Annotated in this window: 17 protein-coding genes; 8 read left to right on the top strand and 9 right to left on the bottom strand. The window is 38.0% G+C overall.

Translation table 11 applies throughout. The features are described 5' to 3' along the window. Positions 1-105 precede the first annotated feature (105 nt). From BUC12_RS17135 to BUC12_RS17110, 6 genes are all read right to left on the bottom strand, one after another. Positions 106-1,380 carry a peptidase U32 family protein gene (locus tag BUC12_RS17135; protein ID WP_062182692.1) on the bottom strand — a complete coding sequence of 425 codons (1,275 nt, stop codon included), beginning with the start codon at positions 1,378-1,380 and terminating at the stop codon, positions 106-108. Between the two features lie 97 nt (positions 1,381-1,477). Continuing rightward, on the bottom strand, positions 1,478-2,374 hold the full coding sequence (locus BUC12_RS17130; protein ID WP_062182695.1) for a DMT family transporter: 897 nt from the start codon (positions 2,372-2,374) through the stop codon (positions 1,478-1,480). A gap of 137 nt (positions 2,375-2,511) precedes the next feature. After that, on the bottom strand, positions 2,512-2,844 hold the full coding sequence (locus BUC12_RS17125) for a zinc ribbon domain-containing protein YjdM (protein ID WP_062182698.1): 333 nt from the start codon (positions 2,842-2,844) through the stop codon (positions 2,512-2,514). A gap of 94 nt (positions 2,845-2,938) precedes the next feature. Continuing rightward, positions 2,939-3,241, bottom strand: a complete 303-nt coding sequence (locus BUC12_RS17120; RefSeq protein ID WP_062182701.1) for a hypothetical protein — start codon at positions 3,239-3,241, stop codon at positions 2,939-2,941. Positions 3,242-3,319: 78 nt separating this feature from the next. Beyond that, positions 3,320-4,201 (bottom strand): ACP S-malonyltransferase, encoded by an 882-nt coding sequence (fabD, locus tag BUC12_RS17115; RefSeq protein WP_062182704.1) that lies wholly within the window; start codon positions 4,199-4,201, stop codon positions 3,320-3,322. A 238-nt stretch (positions 4,202-4,439) separates the two neighbouring features. Continuing rightward, entirely contained in the window at positions 4,440-5,147 is a 708-nt protein-coding gene (locus BUC12_RS17110; protein WP_062182706.1) for a hypothetical protein, read from the bottom strand. A 135-nt stretch (positions 5,148-5,282) separates the two neighbouring features. Between BUC12_RS17110 and BUC12_RS17105 the strand changes: the two genes are divergently transcribed. The 5 genes from BUC12_RS17105 to BUC12_RS17085 all read left to right on the top strand — a co-directional run bounded on the left by BUC12_RS17105 (position 5,283) and on the right by BUC12_RS17085 (position 9,312). Further along, positions 5,283-6,335 carry a CDP-glycerol glycerophosphotransferase family protein gene (locus BUC12_RS17105; RefSeq protein WP_062182709.1) on the top strand — a complete coding sequence of 351 codons (1,053 nt, stop codon included), beginning with the start codon at positions 5,283-5,285 and terminating at the stop codon, positions 6,333-6,335. A gap of 81 nt (positions 6,336-6,416) precedes the next feature. Next, positions 6,417-7,436, top strand: coding sequence for a phenylalanine--tRNA ligase subunit alpha (pheS, locus tag BUC12_RS17100; RefSeq protein WP_062182713.1), 1,020 nt, complete (start codon positions 6,417-6,419; stop codon positions 7,434-7,436). A 90-nt stretch (positions 7,437-7,526) separates the two neighbouring features. Beyond that, positions 7,527-8,144, top strand: coding sequence for a hypothetical protein (locus BUC12_RS17095; protein WP_139262104.1), 618 nt, complete (start codon positions 7,527-7,529; stop codon positions 8,142-8,144). A 95-nt stretch (positions 8,145-8,239) separates the two neighbouring features. After that, positions 8,240-8,641, top strand: coding sequence for a hypothetical protein (locus BUC12_RS17090; protein WP_062182719.1), 402 nt, complete (start codon positions 8,240-8,242; stop codon positions 8,639-8,641). Positions 8,642-8,655: 14 nt separating this feature from the next. Beyond that, complete coding sequence (locus BUC12_RS17085; protein ID WP_236689406.1) at positions 8,656-9,312, top strand: nitroreductase family protein; 657 nt, start codon at positions 8,656-8,658, stop codon at positions 9,310-9,312. A 153-nt stretch (positions 9,313-9,465) separates the two neighbouring features. Here the strand turns inward: BUC12_RS17085 and BUC12_RS17080 are convergent, their stop codons facing one another. Beyond that, positions 9,466-9,813, bottom strand: a complete 348-nt coding sequence (locus BUC12_RS17080) for a DUF2023 family protein (protein WP_062182725.1) — start codon at positions 9,811-9,813, stop codon at positions 9,466-9,468. A gap of 35 nt (positions 9,814-9,848) precedes the next feature. Further along, a complete protein-coding gene (fldA, locus tag BUC12_RS17075) occupies positions 9,849-10,349 on the bottom strand; it encodes a flavodoxin FldA (RefSeq protein ID WP_062182728.1) in 501 nt (166 codons plus the stop codon). A 204-nt stretch (positions 10,350-10,553) separates the two neighbouring features. Between fldA and BUC12_RS17070 the strand changes: the two genes are divergently transcribed. Then, on the top strand, positions 10,554-12,680 hold the full coding sequence (locus BUC12_RS17070; protein ID WP_062182731.1) for a Tex family protein: 2,127 nt from the start codon (positions 10,554-10,556) through the stop codon (positions 12,678-12,680). 147 nt (positions 12,681-12,827) lie between these two features. Next, a complete protein-coding gene (locus BUC12_RS17065; protein WP_062182840.1) occupies positions 12,828-13,733 on the top strand; it encodes a sugar phosphate nucleotidyltransferase in 906 nt (301 codons plus the stop codon). 76 nt (positions 13,734-13,809) lie between these two features. On the opposite strand, the gene BUC12_RS17060 is transcribed toward BUC12_RS17065, so the two are convergent. Then, on the bottom strand, positions 13,810-15,198 hold the full coding sequence (locus tag BUC12_RS17060; protein ID WP_062182734.1) for an MATE family efflux transporter: 1,389 nt from the start codon (positions 15,196-15,198) through the stop codon (positions 13,810-13,812). Positions 15,199-15,637: 439 nt separating this feature from the next. Here BUC12_RS17060 and BUC12_RS17055 point away from each other — a divergent pair, with 439 nt between their 5' ends. After that, positions 15,638-18,103: a TonB-dependent receptor gene (locus BUC12_RS17055; protein ID WP_062182737.1), complete on the top strand. Its 2,466-nt coding sequence runs from the start codon at positions 15,638-15,640 to the stop codon at positions 18,101-18,103. Positions 18,104-18,167 lie beyond the last annotated feature (64 nt).

The following is an 18,167-nucleotide window of genomic DNA, read 5'->3' as shown; positions in this document are numbered from 1 at the left end:
TTTTAGGTTGTATTTGACCAAAATTTATCTTCAATACAATATTAAACAAGATGTGCGATTTTTAGTTCTAAAACTCCAAGATTTTATCTATTAATCGTATTTTATTCATGAATCTTTCTCAACGAACTTCTTCTTGGGTTCAACAGAAATAACTTTGAACAGTTTATCTGAAGGTCTGATTTTTTCTGTTAATTTAATAGAGAATTTTTCGCCTTTTATTGTCTCCTGAACAGGTTTAAGATCAACCCGTATTTCATCTACGATTTGAGATACAGCTCCTGTTGTAGGTCCGGTTATTAATATTTCGTCTCCAACTTTAAGAGACTGTGTTTCCATAAGGAATTCTGCCACTCCTATATTTGAGAAGTATTTGATGCCTTTACCGATATATACCTTGCGTTTAGTTGCTCCGGAGCCATAATTGGTTGTCCATTCTCCTAAGCGTTGTCCTAGATAATATCCATCCCAGAATCCTCTGTTGAAAACAGTTGCAAGACGGGTATTCCAGCTTTCTACCTTTTCTTCAGTGTAGTTATCTTCACAATATGCTTTGACTGCTTCTTTATAGCACTCAACAACTGTACGTACATATTCGGGACCTCTGGCCCGGCCTTCTATCTTGAAGACCCTTACACCTGCATCCATCATCTTATTCATAAAATGAATAGTTTTCAGATCTTTGGGTGACATTATGTATTCATTGTCTATTTCTAGCTCAATGTCGCTTTCTTTATCTTTTACAATATAGCTGCGGCGGCATAACTGGTTGCAGGCTCCCCGGTTGGCGGATAAATCTCTTTCGTGTAAACTCAAATAGCACTTTCCTGAGACTGCCATACATAGTGCTCCATGAGAAAACATCTCAATACGTATAAGTTCTCCGTTAGGGCCTTTGATCTGCTGCTCTACTATATCTTTATATATATCAGCAACCTGATCGAGTGTTAGTTCGCGTGCCAATACAACAACATCGGCAAACTGCCCATAAAACTTCAGGGCTTCTGAATTAGTGATATTTAGTTGAGTTGATAAATGCACTTCTACTCCTATACTCCTTGCATACATCATAACCGAAACATCGGAAGCAATGATTGCCGAAACGTTTGCATCTTTAGCTGCATTAACAATTTGATGCATCAAGTTTATATCGTTATCGTAAATAATAGTATTTACTGTAAGATAGCTTTTCATGCCATGCTCCTGACAGATTCTGGCTATATTCTTTAAGTCTTCGGTTGTAAAATTATTGGAGGATTTGGCTCTCATGTTCAAACCTTCAATACCAAAGTAAATTGAATCAGCTCCACCTTGTATTGCTGCAGCCAGTGAATCGTATGATCCAACAGGTGCCATGATTTCATAATCAGCAATATTTTTCATTTCGATATATTCTGTTTTTAAAGAATGCAAAGATACAACAAAAACAGGTCTGTCGTGTTATCTGATATTCTTTGTTTGTATTGTTTTCTAATAAATATCATTTATTATGGAACGAGCGTTGTCTGGCTATTTTCTCTATCCGTCCCGACATAATAATAAGGAGAACGGCAGTCAGAATAAAACATATCCCGATAGCCAGATTTAGAGAGAATACTTCATTGAAAGCAAAAACACCTACTGCTACAGCGGTAACCGGTTCGAGAGCCCCTAATACGGCTGTTGATGTTGAGCCTATATATTGTACTGCGTATACCATTGCAATGCATGATACTACGGTAGGGATAGTGGCTAACATTATAATGTTTATAACAGACTCAGTATCCGGTAGTATTTGAATTCCTCCTTTGACTTGTGCTTGAATGAAAAAGAAACAGGCACTGATAGATAAAGCATAAAAGATTAGCTTTTCTCCTTGCATATTCTTTACCGGAGATTTATTCACAACTATAATAAATATAGCGTAAAATAGGGCGGAAAGAAGAATTATGCATAGTCCCCATACATTAATAGAAACATCTCCCTGATATAATAAGCAAACACCGGAGAATGCAACGACAATTGCCAGTTGAGAAATCCGTGAAATCCGTTCTTTAAACAATACAGCCATTAGCATAGCTACAAAAATAGGGTAGGTGAATAATATTGTAGAAGCCAGTCCCACGCTTAAAAAACTGTAACTCCAGAATAAGAATTGAGCGGACAATGCAAATAAGATACCTAATATGATAAGAGGGACGACTTCTTTTTTCGTCACCTTAAAAGATTCTTTCCGGAGAAACATAATCAAGGCAAGAAGTATTGCCGCGCACGAGAATCTATAAAAAAGAAGGGAATCGTAACTTACGGCTTTGCGTAACACCGGTAGCCCGAAAAGAGGGATAAGTCCATATGTCGCAGATGACACACATCCCCATAAATAACCTTTAAACTTCATCTTACTTTATCCTATTTAATATTACAAAGGTATATTTTCTTTCCAAGAAGGATTATCATCGGAGAAGAAATATATAAAAAGCCCCCGATTATTATAAGGTTTAATAATCGGGGGAATCAGATATTTTTATTAAGATTTTATCCTTTTTTCAGAAAACAAGTCTTTAGAACTATACTTGATCCATCGATTTTACAGTCAACCTCTTCCGGATTTTCCGTTAATCTAATACTCTTAACTTTGGTGCCTCTTTTAATAACCATTGACGAGCCTCTTACTTTCAGGTCTTTTATAACAGTTACAGCATCACCATCAATAAGTTCGGTTCCATTACTATCTCTTGGAGTATCGTCTGTTTCTTCGCTGTTGCCTTCGTTAGTCCATTCATGCCCACAGTCAGGACAAACAAATACTGTTCCGTCAAAATAAGTATTCTCCATACTGCATAATGGACAATTAGGTGTTTCTGCCATGTGTTTATTCGTTTTTTATGTTTTTATACGGCGAAGATACGGCAAATAGGCTAAGAGACCAAATCAGGCACTGTATTGCAGAATTGCCCTAATATCACGACTTCTTTTTTCGAGGCCATACCCAAGCTGCAATACCTCCAATAATAGCTACAAGTGCTATTTTCCCAACTATTTTTATTATTCGTTTTTTATTTTGTTTCTCTTCTCTAGCTTCTTCCCTTTCTTGCGCTATTCGTCGCAAGCGATCATTTAGTTCCCGGTTTTGATCTTCCGCCGAAACAGTTCTGGTTCCTTTTGGCGTGACTACCGTATGCTTTGGTGTAGAGGTGGTATCTTGACCCGAAGCAGATTGGGATAATAAGGTTATTCCGAAAATAAGTATAAGTAAATGTTTCATGTTGTTTTTAATATAATATAGCGGCTAACTCTCCGAAAAGAATTAGCCGTTTTTTAATAAAAGATTATACAATTGAAATTATTGCTTGCCGCTTGTTGCAACGTCTTTGTTTATCTTTTTGACTAGTCCCTGAAGTACGGCTCCCGGTCCCAGTTCAATAAATTCTGTGGCTCCATCAGCTATCATGTGCTCTACAGATTGAGTCCATTTTACAGGAGCAGTCAATTGGGCAATCAGGTTTTTCTTAATGTTGGCAGGATCAGTTTCTGCTACAGTTGTTACATTCTGATATACAGGGCAAATCGGAGCTGAAAAAGAAGTTTCATTAATTGCTTTTTCCAGTTCTTCTTTGGCAGGATTCATCAATGGAGAGTGGAAAGCTCCGCCGACACTTAACTTAAGGGCACGCTTGGCGCCAGCTTCTTTCAGCAACTCGCAAGCTTTATCTATACCTGCATTCGTTCCGGAGATAACAATTTGCCCCGGGCAGTTATAGTTTGCAGGAACAACCACTTCGTCTGTTATGGTAGCACAGATCTCTTCTACTTTGTCATCAGATAATCCAAGAACCGCAGCCATTGTAGAAGGATTTAGTTCACATGCTTTTTGCATAGCTAAAGCACGTTTATAAACGAGTTTCAAACCATCTTCAAAAGACAACGCATTAGCAGCAACTAAAGCCGAAAATTCACCCAATGAGTGTCCGGCTACCATTTCGGGAGTGAATTCCGCTCCTAATGTTTTGGCCAAGATAACAGAGTGTAAAAATATAGCAGGTTGTGTAACTTTTGTTTGACGAAGGTCTTCATCTGTACCAGCAAACATTAAATCGGTGATACGGAAACCCAGAATTTCATTCGCTTTTTCGAATAAATCTTTAGCAACAGGAGATGTTTCGTACAAGTCTTTACCCATTCCTACGAATTGGGCTCCTTGCCCCGGAAATACAAATGCTTTCATATTAATTTGTCTAAAATATTATTTGATTGCTTTTCTACTAATTTATATATACAGAACTAAGAAACTGATATTCAATAAATGAAAATATATTGGGCTGATACCGGTCACTTTTTCTTAAGGCTGGCAAATTTAGTAAAAAAACACGAACAATGTTGTTTGTAGATATACTTAAGTGGGGTAAAAGAAAAAGAGTACACGTGAATTCACATATACTCTTTTACCTCTATCCGTTTTTATTTTATAGGGGTTGGAAATTTTCGCCAAAAGTACTCTCCAAAGTAGAAGCATACGTATAATGACGGGGTAAAAACCACCCGATATTCTGCATCACTCCCTTGAAATGATCTTCACTCTGAAAATCATCGGGAGTCAGGTTAAATACCAGTTGCTGTAAGAACTCTTCGCCCTCGGGTCTGTTAGTCAATACTATTTTCGGTTCGGTTTCTGTATATTGCTTAAGATACTGTTTTAATATCTTTCTGGTTTGTGTCGGGATTATATATTCGGATGGCTGTCCGACCAATATCTTAATATCTTCTTTTACGGTTTCTTCTGTCTGAACAAACCAGTTTTTAGATTCGGTATAAAATTCTCCTTTCAGGTAATAATTAACAAGGTTGCCATAAGTAAAAACCCAGTCGGGTTGCCCTTTTGATGGACTGAAAACAATACCAAGCCCATGTTCCATAATAAAATCAGGGACCATATGTTTAATGACATAGCATTGAAACTCTTTGCCGGATTCGGGCATATTCAGAACAAAGTAAGGAAATCCGTCAGGTCCTGCTATTACTTGAGGATCATTACATTTGAAGCTGGCATCGGCAACGTTGGATAAAAAAGTCTGTTGCCATTCCTGATTTCTAGACTCGTTTTCAGCAGAAAAGAGTTCACCTATTATTTTTGTCTTTTCTAAATCACCGTAATATACTTCTTTATCGCTCATTCTTTATTTTTTGTTACAAAACTAATAAAATAAAATTAGGAGTCGGGATTAAGGCAAATATCTTGATGTGAAAAGTTTCAAGTCCGATTTATGAATTATCTTTGAGTCTAAATCGATTAAATTAGAGTTCTCCGAATGAAAAGGTATCTGCTATTTGTCTCATTAAGTTATTCTTACTCGATCTTACGACCGATTCAAACCGAAATCCGAAAAAGAGGCGACGATGTTGCCTGGTTTATAGAAGATGGTTGTACTGTGAGATTGAGAGACGGTGAAAAGCGTTTATTATCCATAAAAGATGTGATGGAATATAATCCGTTAGCAATATTTGCCCCGGGTAATTATATTTATGATTTTTTCCCCGGAATAAAAGTCGAAGTCTTTCACGGGCTTTTCTTTAAACGGACAGATTATGGAGATCATTACCGGATAAGAGGCTTGTTCGATTTATACTGTGTCACAAGCAGTATGTTTATGCCCGAGTTTAAACGGCTGGAAGAAAAATATGGTTTCTTTAGAGTAGTAGAAACAGGCTGGAGTAAGTTTGATGCCTATGTAAACACTGGTGCAAATACTGATAAGGAGGGGATCACTATATTATATGCTCCTACTTTTACCGAAAGTTTATCATCTACAGTCGATTTATATAACCAAATAGAACGATTGCTGCAAGAGAAGGACTGGAAATGGGTATTCTCGTTTCATCCCAAAATGAAAACTGAAACTATAGAGCAATATAGAGCTTTGGCTGATAGATATGATAATGCATTGTATAGTGAGGAAGATGATAAACTGGGCTTATTTACAGAGGCCGATCTGATGGTTAGTGATACATCATCAGTTATTTATGAATTTTTGTGGTTCGATAAGCCGGTTGTTACCTATAAGAATACTTTTCCCGAGAACCATTTGCTGGATATACAAAATGCTAATGAATTGGAGTCAGCTATAGAAAAAGCGATAAGCCGTCCGGCTGATTTACTTGAGAATATTAGTAAGAAGATGGATGAAGTACATTCTTTTAGGGACGGTAAATCGTCAGCGCGTATACTGGATGCTGTAGATGACTTTGTTGAAAATTATAAAGGGAAAATAAAAAAGAAACCTCTGAACCTTTTCCGTAAATTAAAATTGCGCCGCAAAGCAGGTTATTTCCCGTTTGGTCCTCGTTACAAAGTTTCGGAATAGTCCGGATACTTCTGATTACTATTATTTTTTTAGAAAAGAAAATGTAACTTTGTGTACAAAATAAATTAAGGATAGATTCTGATGATTGAGAAAATAAACAAATTACTAGCCGAAATTGAGGATATTAAAGCCTCTAATATTCAGGAACTGGAGGATTTGAGAATTCGCTTTCTGAGCAAGAAAGGAGCTGTTTCGGCGCTTATGGATGATTTCAGAAATGTGGCGGCGGAAGAGAAGAAAAATATTGGGATGAGGCTGAACGAACTTAAAACAAAAGCTCAGGATAGAATCAACCTATTGAGAGAAAATCTCGAAAATAGCTCAACATCAGAAGATACTATCGACCTTACCCGTACGGCGTATCCCGTACAGTTAGGCAGCCGCCATCCATTATCGTTGGTGAAAAAAGAAATCTGTGATATTTTTAAACGATTAGGCTTTTCGATAGCCGAAGGTCCTGAGATAGAAGACGACTGGCATGTATTCTCGTCACTGAACTTTGCTGACGATCATCCGGCACGTGATATGCAGGATACATTTTTCATAGCCCGTAGTCCGGAGATTGTATTGCGTACACATACATCATCTGTACAAACGCGAGTAATGGAGAAACAACAGCCACCGATAAGAATTATCTGTCCGGGGCGTGTATATCGTAACGAGGCTATATCATACCGGGCTCATTGCTTCTTTCATCAGGTAGAAGCATTGTATATTGACAAAGATGTATCGTTTGCAGACTTGAAACAAGCCTTACTGTTCTTTGCGAAAGAAATGTTTGGAGCTGATACTAAAATTCGTCTGCGTCCATCCTACTTCCCCTTTACTGAACCAAGTGCGGAGATGGACATCTCATGTAATATCTGTGGCGGAAAAGGTTGTCCGTTCTGTAAACATACAGGCTGGGTTGAAATTCTGGGATGTGGAATGGTTGATCCTAATGTTTTGGAAAATTGCGGAATAGATAGCAAAGTATATTCCGGTTATGCGTTAGGTATGGGAATAGAACGTATTACAAATCTGAAATATAGGGTTAAGGATTTGCGTATGTTCTCCGAAAATGACTCTCGGTTCTTGAAACAATTCGAAAATGCCCAGTAAACAAATATATAGGCATTTCTAAAATATATGAAAAGATCAGCCTGTTTAGATAGGTTGGTCTTTTTTCTTAATGCAGATTATACTTTAAAGATGAAACCCATATTATATTTATTTTTCAGTTTACTCATTTTGACGTCTTTCACGACCGATAAAAAATTCACGTTAGAGACTAAGCCTAATGAAACGATTCTATTCGGTAGATTAAATATTTATAATGATGGGGACATCAAGGTTAAGGACATCTTTTTTCAGATGCGAAATATAGAAAAGGGTTCGAGCTATAAGGTCAGATTAGATCCGGAAGGATATTTTATACTGAAAGTACCAGCCGGAAACTATGAAATAAAACGGGTATGGTATAAAGAATATTTTATTAATTTACCTCATGGTTATTTAACTTTGGAGGCATGTGATCCAGATAATTTATATTACACAGGTAATGTATATATAAACTGGTCACCGGTGCATTATGATCGTAAAACTTCTCCGTATTTTATGGTAAGTACATCGTCTTATTATGGACTAGTCGGGGCTGTAGCAACGCTGGCGATTTCTTCGATATCCTCAACTGTGGAGCAAAAGAATGTTGATGTTATTCCGGCCATAGTTCGTGAAAAGCCAGAAACAACAGATCGGTTTTATATGCATTATCCCGATTGCCAGAAAGAGATAAAGTATAGTCCTGTAAACATTCAGGTTTATAATTAAAAAATTGAATATGTAATTTTTAGGTGTTGTTTAATTTATTCTTACTTAAATTTAAACATTTACTAAGTTTGAAGATTATAAGGTAGTACTTTTAAATGGAGATAAATTGGCAGGTATTGGGATACAGCTTTATCCATAAACCATTAATAATCGGAGGAAAAGCAATGGAGTATTATGGTTTGCGTAAAGCTGGGCTAGATATTGATCTGGTAATACATAATGATGATCATAAAATATTAAAAGAAAAATACCCAAACAATATAAAAAACTTGTATGGTGATATAGGAATATGTGAATACGGATTAGAAATGTGGAATCAAATATGTACATTCGATTATAGTTATCTAAAAGAAAATGCTATTGAAAAAGAGAAATATCTTGTAATATCACTAGAGAAAATATTATTTCTAAAAGCATTAGCTATGGAAATACCGAAATGTCATAAAGATTTAGAGATGATCGTTGAATTAATATTGAAAAAGGTATATAAAACCTAATTAAATTTATGCGTATGAAAATTTTAGCAGTATTATCTATTTCCTTATTGGCTTTGGTGTCTTGTAACCAGGCAGCGAAAGAGCCGCAAACCGAGAAAACACTCGAAACTCCCAAAAATGTAGTTGTAGAAAATATCCTAAGCCGTAGAAGTATCCGTGTCTATAAACCGGAACAAGTGGCTCAGGCGCAATTGGACACTATTATACAGTGCGGAATAAATGCTCCCAGTGCATTGAATAAGCAATCGTGGGAAGTGAGGGTTATTCAGAATCCAGAGCTCTTGGCTCAGATTAATGCGAAGTTTGTAGAGAATGCAAAAGGTAAGTCGCTGCCCGGTAGTGCATCTAAGGCTCAACAAGAAGGTTTTAGTGTATTCCACGGTGCACCGACTTTGATTATCGTAGCCAAAGATAAAAATAATGGAGCAAGTGAAGTTGACTGTGGATTATTTGCTCAGAACATTCTGCTGAGTGCCGAATCGATGAATATCGGAACTTGTGTAATTGGCAGTGTAGCAAGTGTCTTTAATAAACCTGATGCAAAAGATTTATTAAAGGCTATTAATTTGCCTGATACCCATGAGGTAATATTCGGAATTTCGGTAGGTTATAAGAATGAATCTCCCGAAGCGAAAAACCGGGATGCCAATAAAGTGCAGTATATAAAATAAAGATAAAAAGAATAGCCTCTTGACATCCCGTCATGAGGCTATTAAATGATCAACTAAAAAACTATCAATAGAAATGATTCACTATATTGAGTATGGCATTCTAAGGCTTTTCGGCCTGTTTTGTTACTGAGTAACGCCGAATGCTATATATTTTTACATATTTTCTACTATGACTTCGCTCTCTGTTTTCTTCCTTTTACAATAACGGCGGCATTGTTCACAGACACTGTAGCCCAAAAGCGTACCGATCATAAAATCTTCTTCCGGCGAAAGCTGGTCCAGAGACCTGTTTTTGCACAGTTTGTTTATTACAACAAGACATTCTTCTTTCCCGAAAAAGACATTGATATTGCCCTTTCTTAACCTTTGTATCATATAGCAAATGCCATTTCGTTCGAGTTTTGCTATCACTTTATCTTCCAGATTGGCTGAGAGTGTACAGAGAACCATGTCGCGTACTCCTTTCTTGAATTCGTAGATATGATGATTAAAAACCTGCATAGACTATATAAAAAGATTGATTAATATGGTGTATATCAAATTTGTTTTTTCAAATCTTCTAACCAAAGAGCTACTCTCTGATCTGTCAGGTTTGATTCATTATCTTCGTCGATAAGTAATCCTACGAACTGACCGTCAACTACAGCCTCGGAACTATCAAAAGTGTAACCTTCTATAGAAGTTCTTCCGATTAGCTGGCATCCTTTATTCTTGATTACCTCGTATATTTTACCTAAGGCATCACCAAAAGTGTCGCTGTAAGATACAGAGTCACCACAGCCAAACAAGGCAACTTTTTTACCATTAAGATCGGCATCTTTCACATCGTCGATAAAAGTTTCCCAATCGTCCTGAAAATCGCCCATGCCCATTGTTGATCCACCAAACAGGACAACATCATAAGGGTTGAAATCAGCAGCAGCCGAACTTACATCGTGTACGTCAGCCGAAGCAACATTAAGAGCTTTTGCGATACGGTCAGCTAAATCTTGAGTGTTACCGGTTGTAGAACCGTAGTATATGCCTATCTTTGCCATGTTTATTATTTAATTGAAAAGTGATAAATAATTTGGTTTTAATCTGAATACAAAGTAAAAGGGATTTCATTGTCTGTACAATACCAATAAATAATGATATTTGTTGGTTTTTCTACTAATAAATAAGGATAAGTGATTGTGAAACTATAGACTAACGGTTAAAATACAATAAATTACGATAAAAATATAACACTTTATATACCAATGACCATTAATAAACTAATATCTTCAGCATTAAATATCCGCGAGACCCAGATCGAAAAAACAATCGACCTGTTAGATAGCGGAGCTACCATCCCCTTCATTAGCCGTTACCGGAAAGAAGCGACCGGAGGACTTGATGAAGTACAGATAGCAGCTATCAAAGAGCATTACGATAAACTGACTGAACTGAACAAGCGTAGGGAGACAATCTTAAAGACAATTGAAGAACAGGACAAACTAACACCAGAATTAAAATCCAGAATCGAAAATTGCTGGAATGCAACAGAACTGGAAGATATTTACCTGCCATATAAACCCAAACGGCAGACCCGTGCGGAAATAGCCCGGAAGAAAGGACTCGAAGGGTTAGCACAGGCTTTGATGCTTCAGCAGCGTTTCGATGTGGAGTCTAAGGCTTTGGCGTATGTAAAAGGTGAAGTTAATGATGTGAAGGAGGCTATTAATGGCGCTTGTGATATTATAGCCGAATGGGTTAGTGAAGACGAATCGGCACGTAATACTATTCGTAATTTATTTCAACGGGAAGCATTTATTACTTCGAAAGTAGTTAAAGGAAAAGAGGAAGAAGGCGATAAATACAGGGATTATTTTGATCTCGAAGAACGTCTTAGCCGTTGTTCGTCCCATCGTTTATTAGCAATGAGAAGGGGAGAGGCCGAAGGCTTTCTCAAAATAAATATCAGTCCCGAAGAAGAAGATGCACTCGAACGCCTTAACCGCAAGTTTGTGAAAGGATCGACCGAAGCATCAGAATATGTAGAGGCCGCTGTGAAGGATGCATATAAGCGTTTGCTGAAATCGTCAATAGAGACCGAATTTGCAGCAGCATCGAAGGAGGTTGCTGACGAAGAAGCAATCCGCGTTTTTACCGAAAATCTGCGTCAGTTACTATTGGCTGCGCCATTGGGACAAAAACGGGTGTTGGGTATCGACCCGGGATATCGTACCGGTTGTAAGGTCGTTTGTCTGGATGCACAAGGGAATTTGTTGCATAATGAAGCTGTTTATCCGCATCCGCCACAGAATGAAACTCATAAAGCCGGAAATAAAATAGTACAGCTGGTTTCTACATATAAAATAGATGCTATTGCTATAGGTAATGGTACAGCCAGCCGCGAAACAGAGCACTTCATAACTAACCTCCGTTACGAAAAAGAGGTTCAGGTATTTGTTGTAAGTGAAAATGGCGCATCTATTTATTCGGCATCAAAAATAGCGAGGGAAGAATTTCCTGAATACGATGTCACAGTACGTGGTGCAGTCTCTATCGGTCGTCGACTTATGGATCCGTTAGCCGAATTAGTGAAAATAGATCCGAAATCGATAGGAGTAGGCCAGTACCAGCACGATGTAGATCAGACAAAGCTGAAAAAGTCACTGGACTTAACTGTCGAAAGTTGTGTAAACTTGGTCGGGGTCAATGTAAATACTGCGAGTAAGCATCTTCTGACTTATATATCGGGCTTGGGACCTACACTGGCACAAAATATCGTCGATTATAGAGCCGAACATGGAGCATTCAAAACAAGAAAAGAATTGATGAAAGTACCCCGTATGGGTGAAAAAGCATTTGAGCAGTGTGCCGGATTCCTTCGTATTGCCGATGCTCAGAATCCGTTGGATAACTCGTCTGTTCACCCTGAGAGTTATCATATTGTGGAAACGATGGCTAAAGATCTGAAATGTAATATTAAAGATTTGATCGATAATAAAGAATTAAAGAAAAAACTGGATCTGAATAAATATGTGAATGACAAAGTTGGATTACCAACCCTTAATGACATTATTCAGGAGCTGGATAAACCGGGGCGCGATCCACGAAAGAAGATACAGGCTTTTGAGTTCGATCCCTCAATTAAAACAATCGAAGATTTACGGGAGGGAATGATTCTGCCGGGTATCGTAACAAATGTAACTAATTTTGGTTGTTTTGTTGATGTCGGGATCAAAGAGAACGGGTTGGTACATATCTCGGAGTTGGCCGATCGTTTTGTATCTGATCCTACGGAGATAGTGTCTCTGCATCAGTATGTACAGGCAAAAGTTATATCAGTAGATGTTGCCCGCAAAAGGGTCGCCTTATCGATGAAAGGCCTCGACCAGTGATTATAATATGAGTGGTGCAAAAAGAAAGGCTGTATGTAATTAATATTGGCGAGATTAACCTTATACCCTTTTTGTCTTAGAAAAAACGCGCTATTGTTTCAAAAAAACTAACTTTGTGGTTCATAACATTAAATGAAACTAAACCAAATGAAACCAACGTTATTTGTACTTGCTGCCGGAATGGGTAGCCGTTATGGAGGACTAAAACAACTGGATGGACTAGGTCCCAATGGTGAGACTATCATGGATTATTCGATCTATGATGCAGTTAAAAGCGGGTTCGGAAAACTAGTATTTGTTATCCGTAAGTCTTTCGAAAAAGAGTTTGTAGAAAAAATAGCATCTAAATATGATAAGCATATTCCGGTTGAAATAGTATTTCAGGAATTGACAGATTTACCCGAAGGGTTTACAGTTCATGCCGATAGGGTAAAACCATGGGGTACAAACCATGCGGTATTGATGGGAAAAGATGTAATCAAAGAACCGTTTGCCGTAATTAATGCAGATGACTTTTATGGTCGTGACGGTTTCGAAACTTTGGCTAAATTCCTGACAAATCTCGAAGGTAGTAAAAATCATTATTGTATGGTTGGATATCGTTTGTGTAATACATTGTCGGAAAGCGGTTCTGTAGCACGCGGTGTTTGCGAAACAGATAAAGACGGATTCCTTACCAGTGTGGTTGAAAGAACTCATATCGAGCGCAAAGACGGTAAGATCCAGTATAAAGATGCAGAGAATTATTGGTACGAATTAGCCGAAAATACACCTGTATCGATGAATATGTGGGGATTTACACCCGAATATTTCCAGTATTCAGCGGAATATTTCGTTAAGTTTTTAGAGTTGAACCAAAGTAACCTCAAAGCAGAATATTTCATTCCATTAATGGTAGATCATCTTATTACAAATAAAACTGCCGATGTAAAAGTATTGGATACCACATCTAAATGGTTTGGGGTAACTTATTCCGAAGACCGTGATGGTGTAGTTGCTAAACTGCAACAATTGGCTGATAATGGAGAATATCCAAGCCCTCTGTGGAAATAAGGATAAATAACATGATATGAATAAAAAAGAGAGGCTAAACTTTAGTCTCTCTTTTTTTACTATAACTATCCTGTTCTCAAATAGTATCACTATGTAAAGCTTCCTCTCTTTTCAGTATCCTAACTTGCATCACAAACAATATCAAAGTAGTGACTGTAGCCAGAGAGTCTGCGATAGGGATTGACATCCAGACTCCATTTAGCCCGAAATACTGAGGCATTATAAACAATGCCGGAACAAGGAACAAAACCTGACGGGTTAAACTCAGCAGAATAGATTTTCCGGCTTGTCCTATACACTGGAAAAAGTTAGTCACTACAAGCTGAAATCCGACTAACGGAAAGCAGATAATAAGTATCCGTAAGGCATTAACCGAATCTTCCGCCAGAATAGGTCCCGGATTGAAAAAACTAACGAATATATGAGGAAAGAAGAATCCTAATATGAATCCGAAGGTAGTGATAGCCATACCTATTTTTATCGTATAAACGACAGTATCCTTTACCCGTATATAATTTTTAGCTCCATAGTTATATCCTACTATCGGTTGCATACCCTGAGTAAGTCCTATTACTACCATTACAATCAGCATCAATAGTGTATTGGCTATCGTATATGCTCCTATAGCCATATCTCCGGCATGTGTATCATCTCCTGCAGCTTTGCGGAGTTGGAAAATGATGAAGAAGATAACGGCAGATGCAGCTAACTGCATAAAGAACGGCGACATCCCGATAGAGGTTATAGACCAAACTATTTTTTTAGAAAGGCGTAAATTCTTTACCCGTAGCTTTATAAAGCTGCGTGGATTCATAAAATGTTGCATCACAAAAATAAAACCGACGACCATAGCTATAAATGTAGCTGTGGCAGCACCTTTGATTCCCCAGCCGAGATAATGGATAAAAATAGGTGCTAATATAATATTGGTAACTACACTGATAAGCATGGTTATCATCGCTTTCTTCGGGTATCCCGATGCTCTCATCATATTATTGAAGTTGAAGCAAAGTGACAGGAATAGGTTTCCCGGAAGGAAAATGACCAGAAAGTCGCGTGCGTAAGGCAATGTAACATCACTGGCTCCGGCATATCTCAATACAGGATCGAGGAAAAGGAGTAAGCCCAGTATGACGATACCGCTTAGTATAAGAGTCATAACGAAAGAGGTTCCGGCTATTTTTTCTGCTGTAACTATATCTTTCTTACCCAGAAATATCGAAATGCGGCTTGCCGATCCGGCGCCCACCAGCATACCTACAGCTGCGGTAATGTTCATAATAGGTAATACGAGACCCAGAGCTGATATTGCGTCGTCACCGACCCATAACCCGATAAATATACGGTCTATAACATTATAAAGGGAGTTGACCATCGTTCCCACAATGGCAGGGAGTGCGTACTGCCATAATAATCGTGAGATTTGTTTATTTTCTAATTCTTCAATATTTGCAACGTTTTGCATCGCAATGTAAAATTTAAAAAGGTGAAGAGCATCGGAGTCAAAAAAACGGAAACGCGATTCTGCCCCTTAAAAAACGTTCCGTGAAAAAATGTACTGATAGTTAATTGAGCTTTTATTTTATACTTTTAAAAGCTAATAGAAAAAAAAGAGTGAAAATGACTTGATAATCGTGATTATTTAAATCAATTTGCGACATATCATATATTCTATTATATTTAACCTAAAATTATGCCGATTTTAGAGGTGCAAAGGTATAAAAGAATATTAACTTATACGGAATGTAGCCCGTAAAAGATTAAAGTATAAATTAACACAAACCCAGGAAGTATAGAATTAGGATAAGACTAAAAACAGACACTATATAAATTTGAATAACAACTTTTAAAGTGATGGATTTATCATCCATAAACCTTAAAATTAAACCTAAAAGACCATTTAGATGAAAATCATACGCCCGCTCTATCTGCTTATGCTGCTATTACCTATAACAGCATTCTCCCAAACATCGAAAGTAACCGTAAAAGGAGTTGTGATGGATTCCCTTACGCAAGAAACAATACCATATGCTACAATACGAATAACGCCCGCAGGGAAGCCGTCGGTCTTGGAGAAAGCTGTGGTAACGGACGATGGAGGCGCATTTAACTTTGCTATGACAAAGAAAGGCGAGTTTGTTTTGAATATTCAATATTTAGGCAAAGAACCTGTTGAGAAAGCTTTTTCCGTAGGTAGCGGAAATACAGTAGATCTCGGGAATATTTTTTTAAGAGGAGATAAGACTACGTTGTCGGAAGTCGTAGTGTCGGCTCAGCGCCCATTGGTAAAAGTCGATATGGATAAAATTACCTATAGTCTGGAAGATGATCCCGACTCGAAAACGAGTAATGTCATGGATATGCTGAGAAAAGTACCGATGGTAACAATAGATGCCGAAGATAATATTGAATTGAAAGGGTCGACCAGTTATAAAATTTATCTGGATGGAAAACCCTCGAGTATGTTGGCCAGTAATCCTAAGGATGTACTGAAAAGTATGCCTGCCAGCTCTATTAAAAATATAGAAGTGATAACAGACCCCGGACCCAAATACGATGCCGAAGGACTTGCCGGTATTATAAATATTATAACCAATAAAGAAACTTCTATGGGAGGTTACACGGCTACTTTAAACGGACGTGCTGATACCCGTGGAGGATACGGGCTGGGAGGGTTTTTGTCATTCAAAAAAGGAAAACTAGGTTTTACGGGTAATTATAATTATTACGATTACAAAAGCCCTTGGTCTAATATGTCTTCGTCAAGAGAGTATTTTGGTGTCGAACAAAGGCATTTTGTTGAAACAACCGGACGTAATAAATATTCAGGGAACGGACAATACGGGGGAGGCGAGCTTAGTTACGAGATAGATACATTGAATCTGGTTAATATCGGATTTAGCAAATATGGAGGCGATGGCACTTCGAAGTCTTATGGAACAACAAAATATGCGGATGTGAGTAATATTACCCAACAGGAATATAACCAAAATGCAGTAAACGATTATACATATGGCTCTACCAGTGTCAAAGTCGATTATCAGAACACGTCGGCAAAAAATAAAGACAGGTTGTTTACCGCTTCATACCGGTACCAGACATCGCCGGATGATTGGGCATCCCGTGTAGCTTACGAAAATGTACTGGCTTTTAGAGATTTTGGAACAGATCAATACTCAGATGGGAGCACCAAAGAGCATACCTTTCAGGTAGATTATACAACTCCCTTTTCGAAAATCCATACGTTGGAAGCCGGATTGAAGTATATTATCCGTTTAAGCGATAGCCGTAGTGGACGGCAGGACTATGATCCGGAGACAGGTGTCTGGACAGATATTGCATCGTCGAATGATAAGTTTAAACATGAACAGGATATATTTTCCGCCTATTTAGGATATACAGCCAAGATAAAGAAATGGGGATTTAAAGCGGGTGCCCGTTATGAAGGAACAAATCTCGAAGCAAGATTCCCTCTGGATTCAGAACAAAATTTCAAGACAGACTATTCTAATATAGTACCATCAGCAACGGTTTCGTATCAGTTGGCTACTTCCCAAACAATCAGATTAGGATATAATATGCGTATATCCCGTCCCGGAATCTGGCAACTGAATCCGTATGTAAACTCTTCGGATACGACCACTATTTCATATGGAAATCCCGATCTGGATGCTGTTAAATCACACAACATCAACTTGAATTATAGCTTGTTTACGCCTAAATTCAATATGAATACCAGTGTGTCCTATAATATTGTAAACAACTCGGTTGAGGATGTAACACGGCTTGAAGGAAATACTATTATCAGGACTTATGGCAACGTGGGGAAAAAGCGTGAGGTTTCGCTCTTTAACTATGTAAGCTGGACACCTATGTCTAAAATCAGATTTACAGCCAATACATCAGTCGGTTATACAGATATCAGAGGATATGGTTCACCTGGCGAATGGATGACGAATACAGGTTTTACCGGTCGCCTGTTTACTAATTTTCAATATACTTTTCCGCAAGCATTTAAATTTTCGGCAGGATTTGGAGGGCGGACAGGAAATGTGAATCTATTAGGGAAAAGAAGTGGATTTAGTTATCATAGTTTCGGATTGTCAAAGAGTTTTCTGGCGGATAAGCTGACTTTCAATGTATCGGCAGTGAATCCTTTCCAGAAAGAATTGAAATTTACACGGAAAGAACACACTACCGAATACCTTGCAGAAAGTATAAACTATAATAAGAACCAATCATTTAACTTCTCTGTGTCATACCGTTTCGGAGAGATGAAGGCACAGATAAAGAAAGCTGCCAGAAGTATTAATAATGATGACGCGATGGGGGGCGGATCTGCCGAACAGTCAGGGGGCGGACAGCAATAAGAAAGCAGTTCTCTTCACTGTCATATCTAAACAATATACGTCAAGCTCTGTTAAATAGATAACG

The organism is Indolivaga macrotermitis, assembly GCF_900128985.1.
Taxonomy (GTDB): domain Bacteria; phylum Bacteroidota; class Bacteroidia; order Bacteroidales; family Dysgonomonadaceae; genus Dysgonomonas_A; species Dysgonomonas_A macrotermitis.
The sequence above is the reverse complement of the archived record's forward strand: the minus strand, read 5'-3'. Positions and strand labels throughout refer to the sequence as shown.

Excerpts from the sequence above, each read along its gene's own strand:
- BUC12_RS17105 (WP_062182709.1), top strand. The coding sequence starts at position 5,283 with ATGAAAAGGTATCTGCTATTTGTCTCATTAAGTTATTCTTACTCGATC.
- BUC12_RS17095 (WP_139262104.1), top strand. The coding sequence starts at position 7,527 with ATGAAACCCATATTATATTTATTTTTCAGTTTACTCATTTTGACGTCT.
- pheS (WP_062182713.1), top strand. The coding sequence starts at position 6,417 with ATGATTGAGAAAATAAACAAATTACTAGCCGAAATTGAGGATATTAAA.
- BUC12_RS17080 (WP_062182725.1), bottom strand. The coding sequence starts at position 9,813 with ATGCAGGTTTTTAATCATCATATCTACGAATTCAAGAAAGGAGTACGC.
- BUC12_RS17120 (WP_062182701.1), bottom strand. The coding sequence starts at position 3,241 with ATGAAACATTTACTTATACTTATTTTCGGAATAACCTTATTATCCCAA.
- BUC12_RS17055 (WP_062182737.1), top strand. The coding sequence starts at position 15,638 with ATGAAAATCATACGCCCGCTCTATCTGCTTATGCTGCTATTACCTATA.
- BUC12_RS17065 (WP_062182840.1), top strand. The coding sequence starts at position 12,828 with ATGAAACCAACGTTATTTGTACTTGCTGCCGGAATGGGTAGCCGTTAT.
- BUC12_RS17130 (WP_062182695.1), bottom strand. The coding sequence starts at position 2,374 with ATGAAGTTTAAAGGTTATTTATGGGGATGTGTGTCATCTGCGACATAT.
- BUC12_RS17110 (WP_062182706.1), bottom strand. The coding sequence starts at position 5,147 with ATGAGCGATAAAGAAGTATATTACGGTGATTTAGAAAAGACAAAAATA.
- BUC12_RS17085 (WP_236689406.1), top strand. The coding sequence starts at position 8,656 with ATGAAAATTTTAGCAGTATTATCTATTTCCTTATTGGCTTTGGTGTCT.
- BUC12_RS17060 (WP_062182734.1), bottom strand. The coding sequence starts at position 15,198 with ATGCAAAACGTTGCAAATATTGAAGAATTAGAAAATAAACAAATCTCA.
- BUC12_RS17070 (WP_062182731.1), top strand. The coding sequence starts at position 10,554 with ATGACCATTAATAAACTAATATCTTCAGCATTAAATATCCGCGAGACC.
- BUC12_RS17125 (WP_062182698.1), bottom strand. The coding sequence starts at position 2,844 with ATGGCAGAAACACCTAATTGTCCATTATGCAGTATGGAGAATACTTAT.
- BUC12_RS17090 (WP_062182719.1), top strand. The coding sequence starts at position 8,240 with ATGGAGATAAATTGGCAGGTATTGGGATACAGCTTTATCCATAAACCA.
- fldA (WP_062182728.1), bottom strand. The coding sequence starts at position 10,349 with ATGGCAAAGATAGGCATATACTACGGTTCTACAACCGGTAACACTCAA.
- BUC12_RS17135 (WP_062182692.1), bottom strand. The coding sequence starts at position 1,380 with ATGAAAAATATTGCTGATTATGAAATCATGGCACCTGTTGGATCATAC.
- fabD (WP_062182704.1), bottom strand. The coding sequence starts at position 4,201 with ATGAAAGCATTTGTATTTCCGGGGCAAGGAGCCCAATTCGTAGGAATG.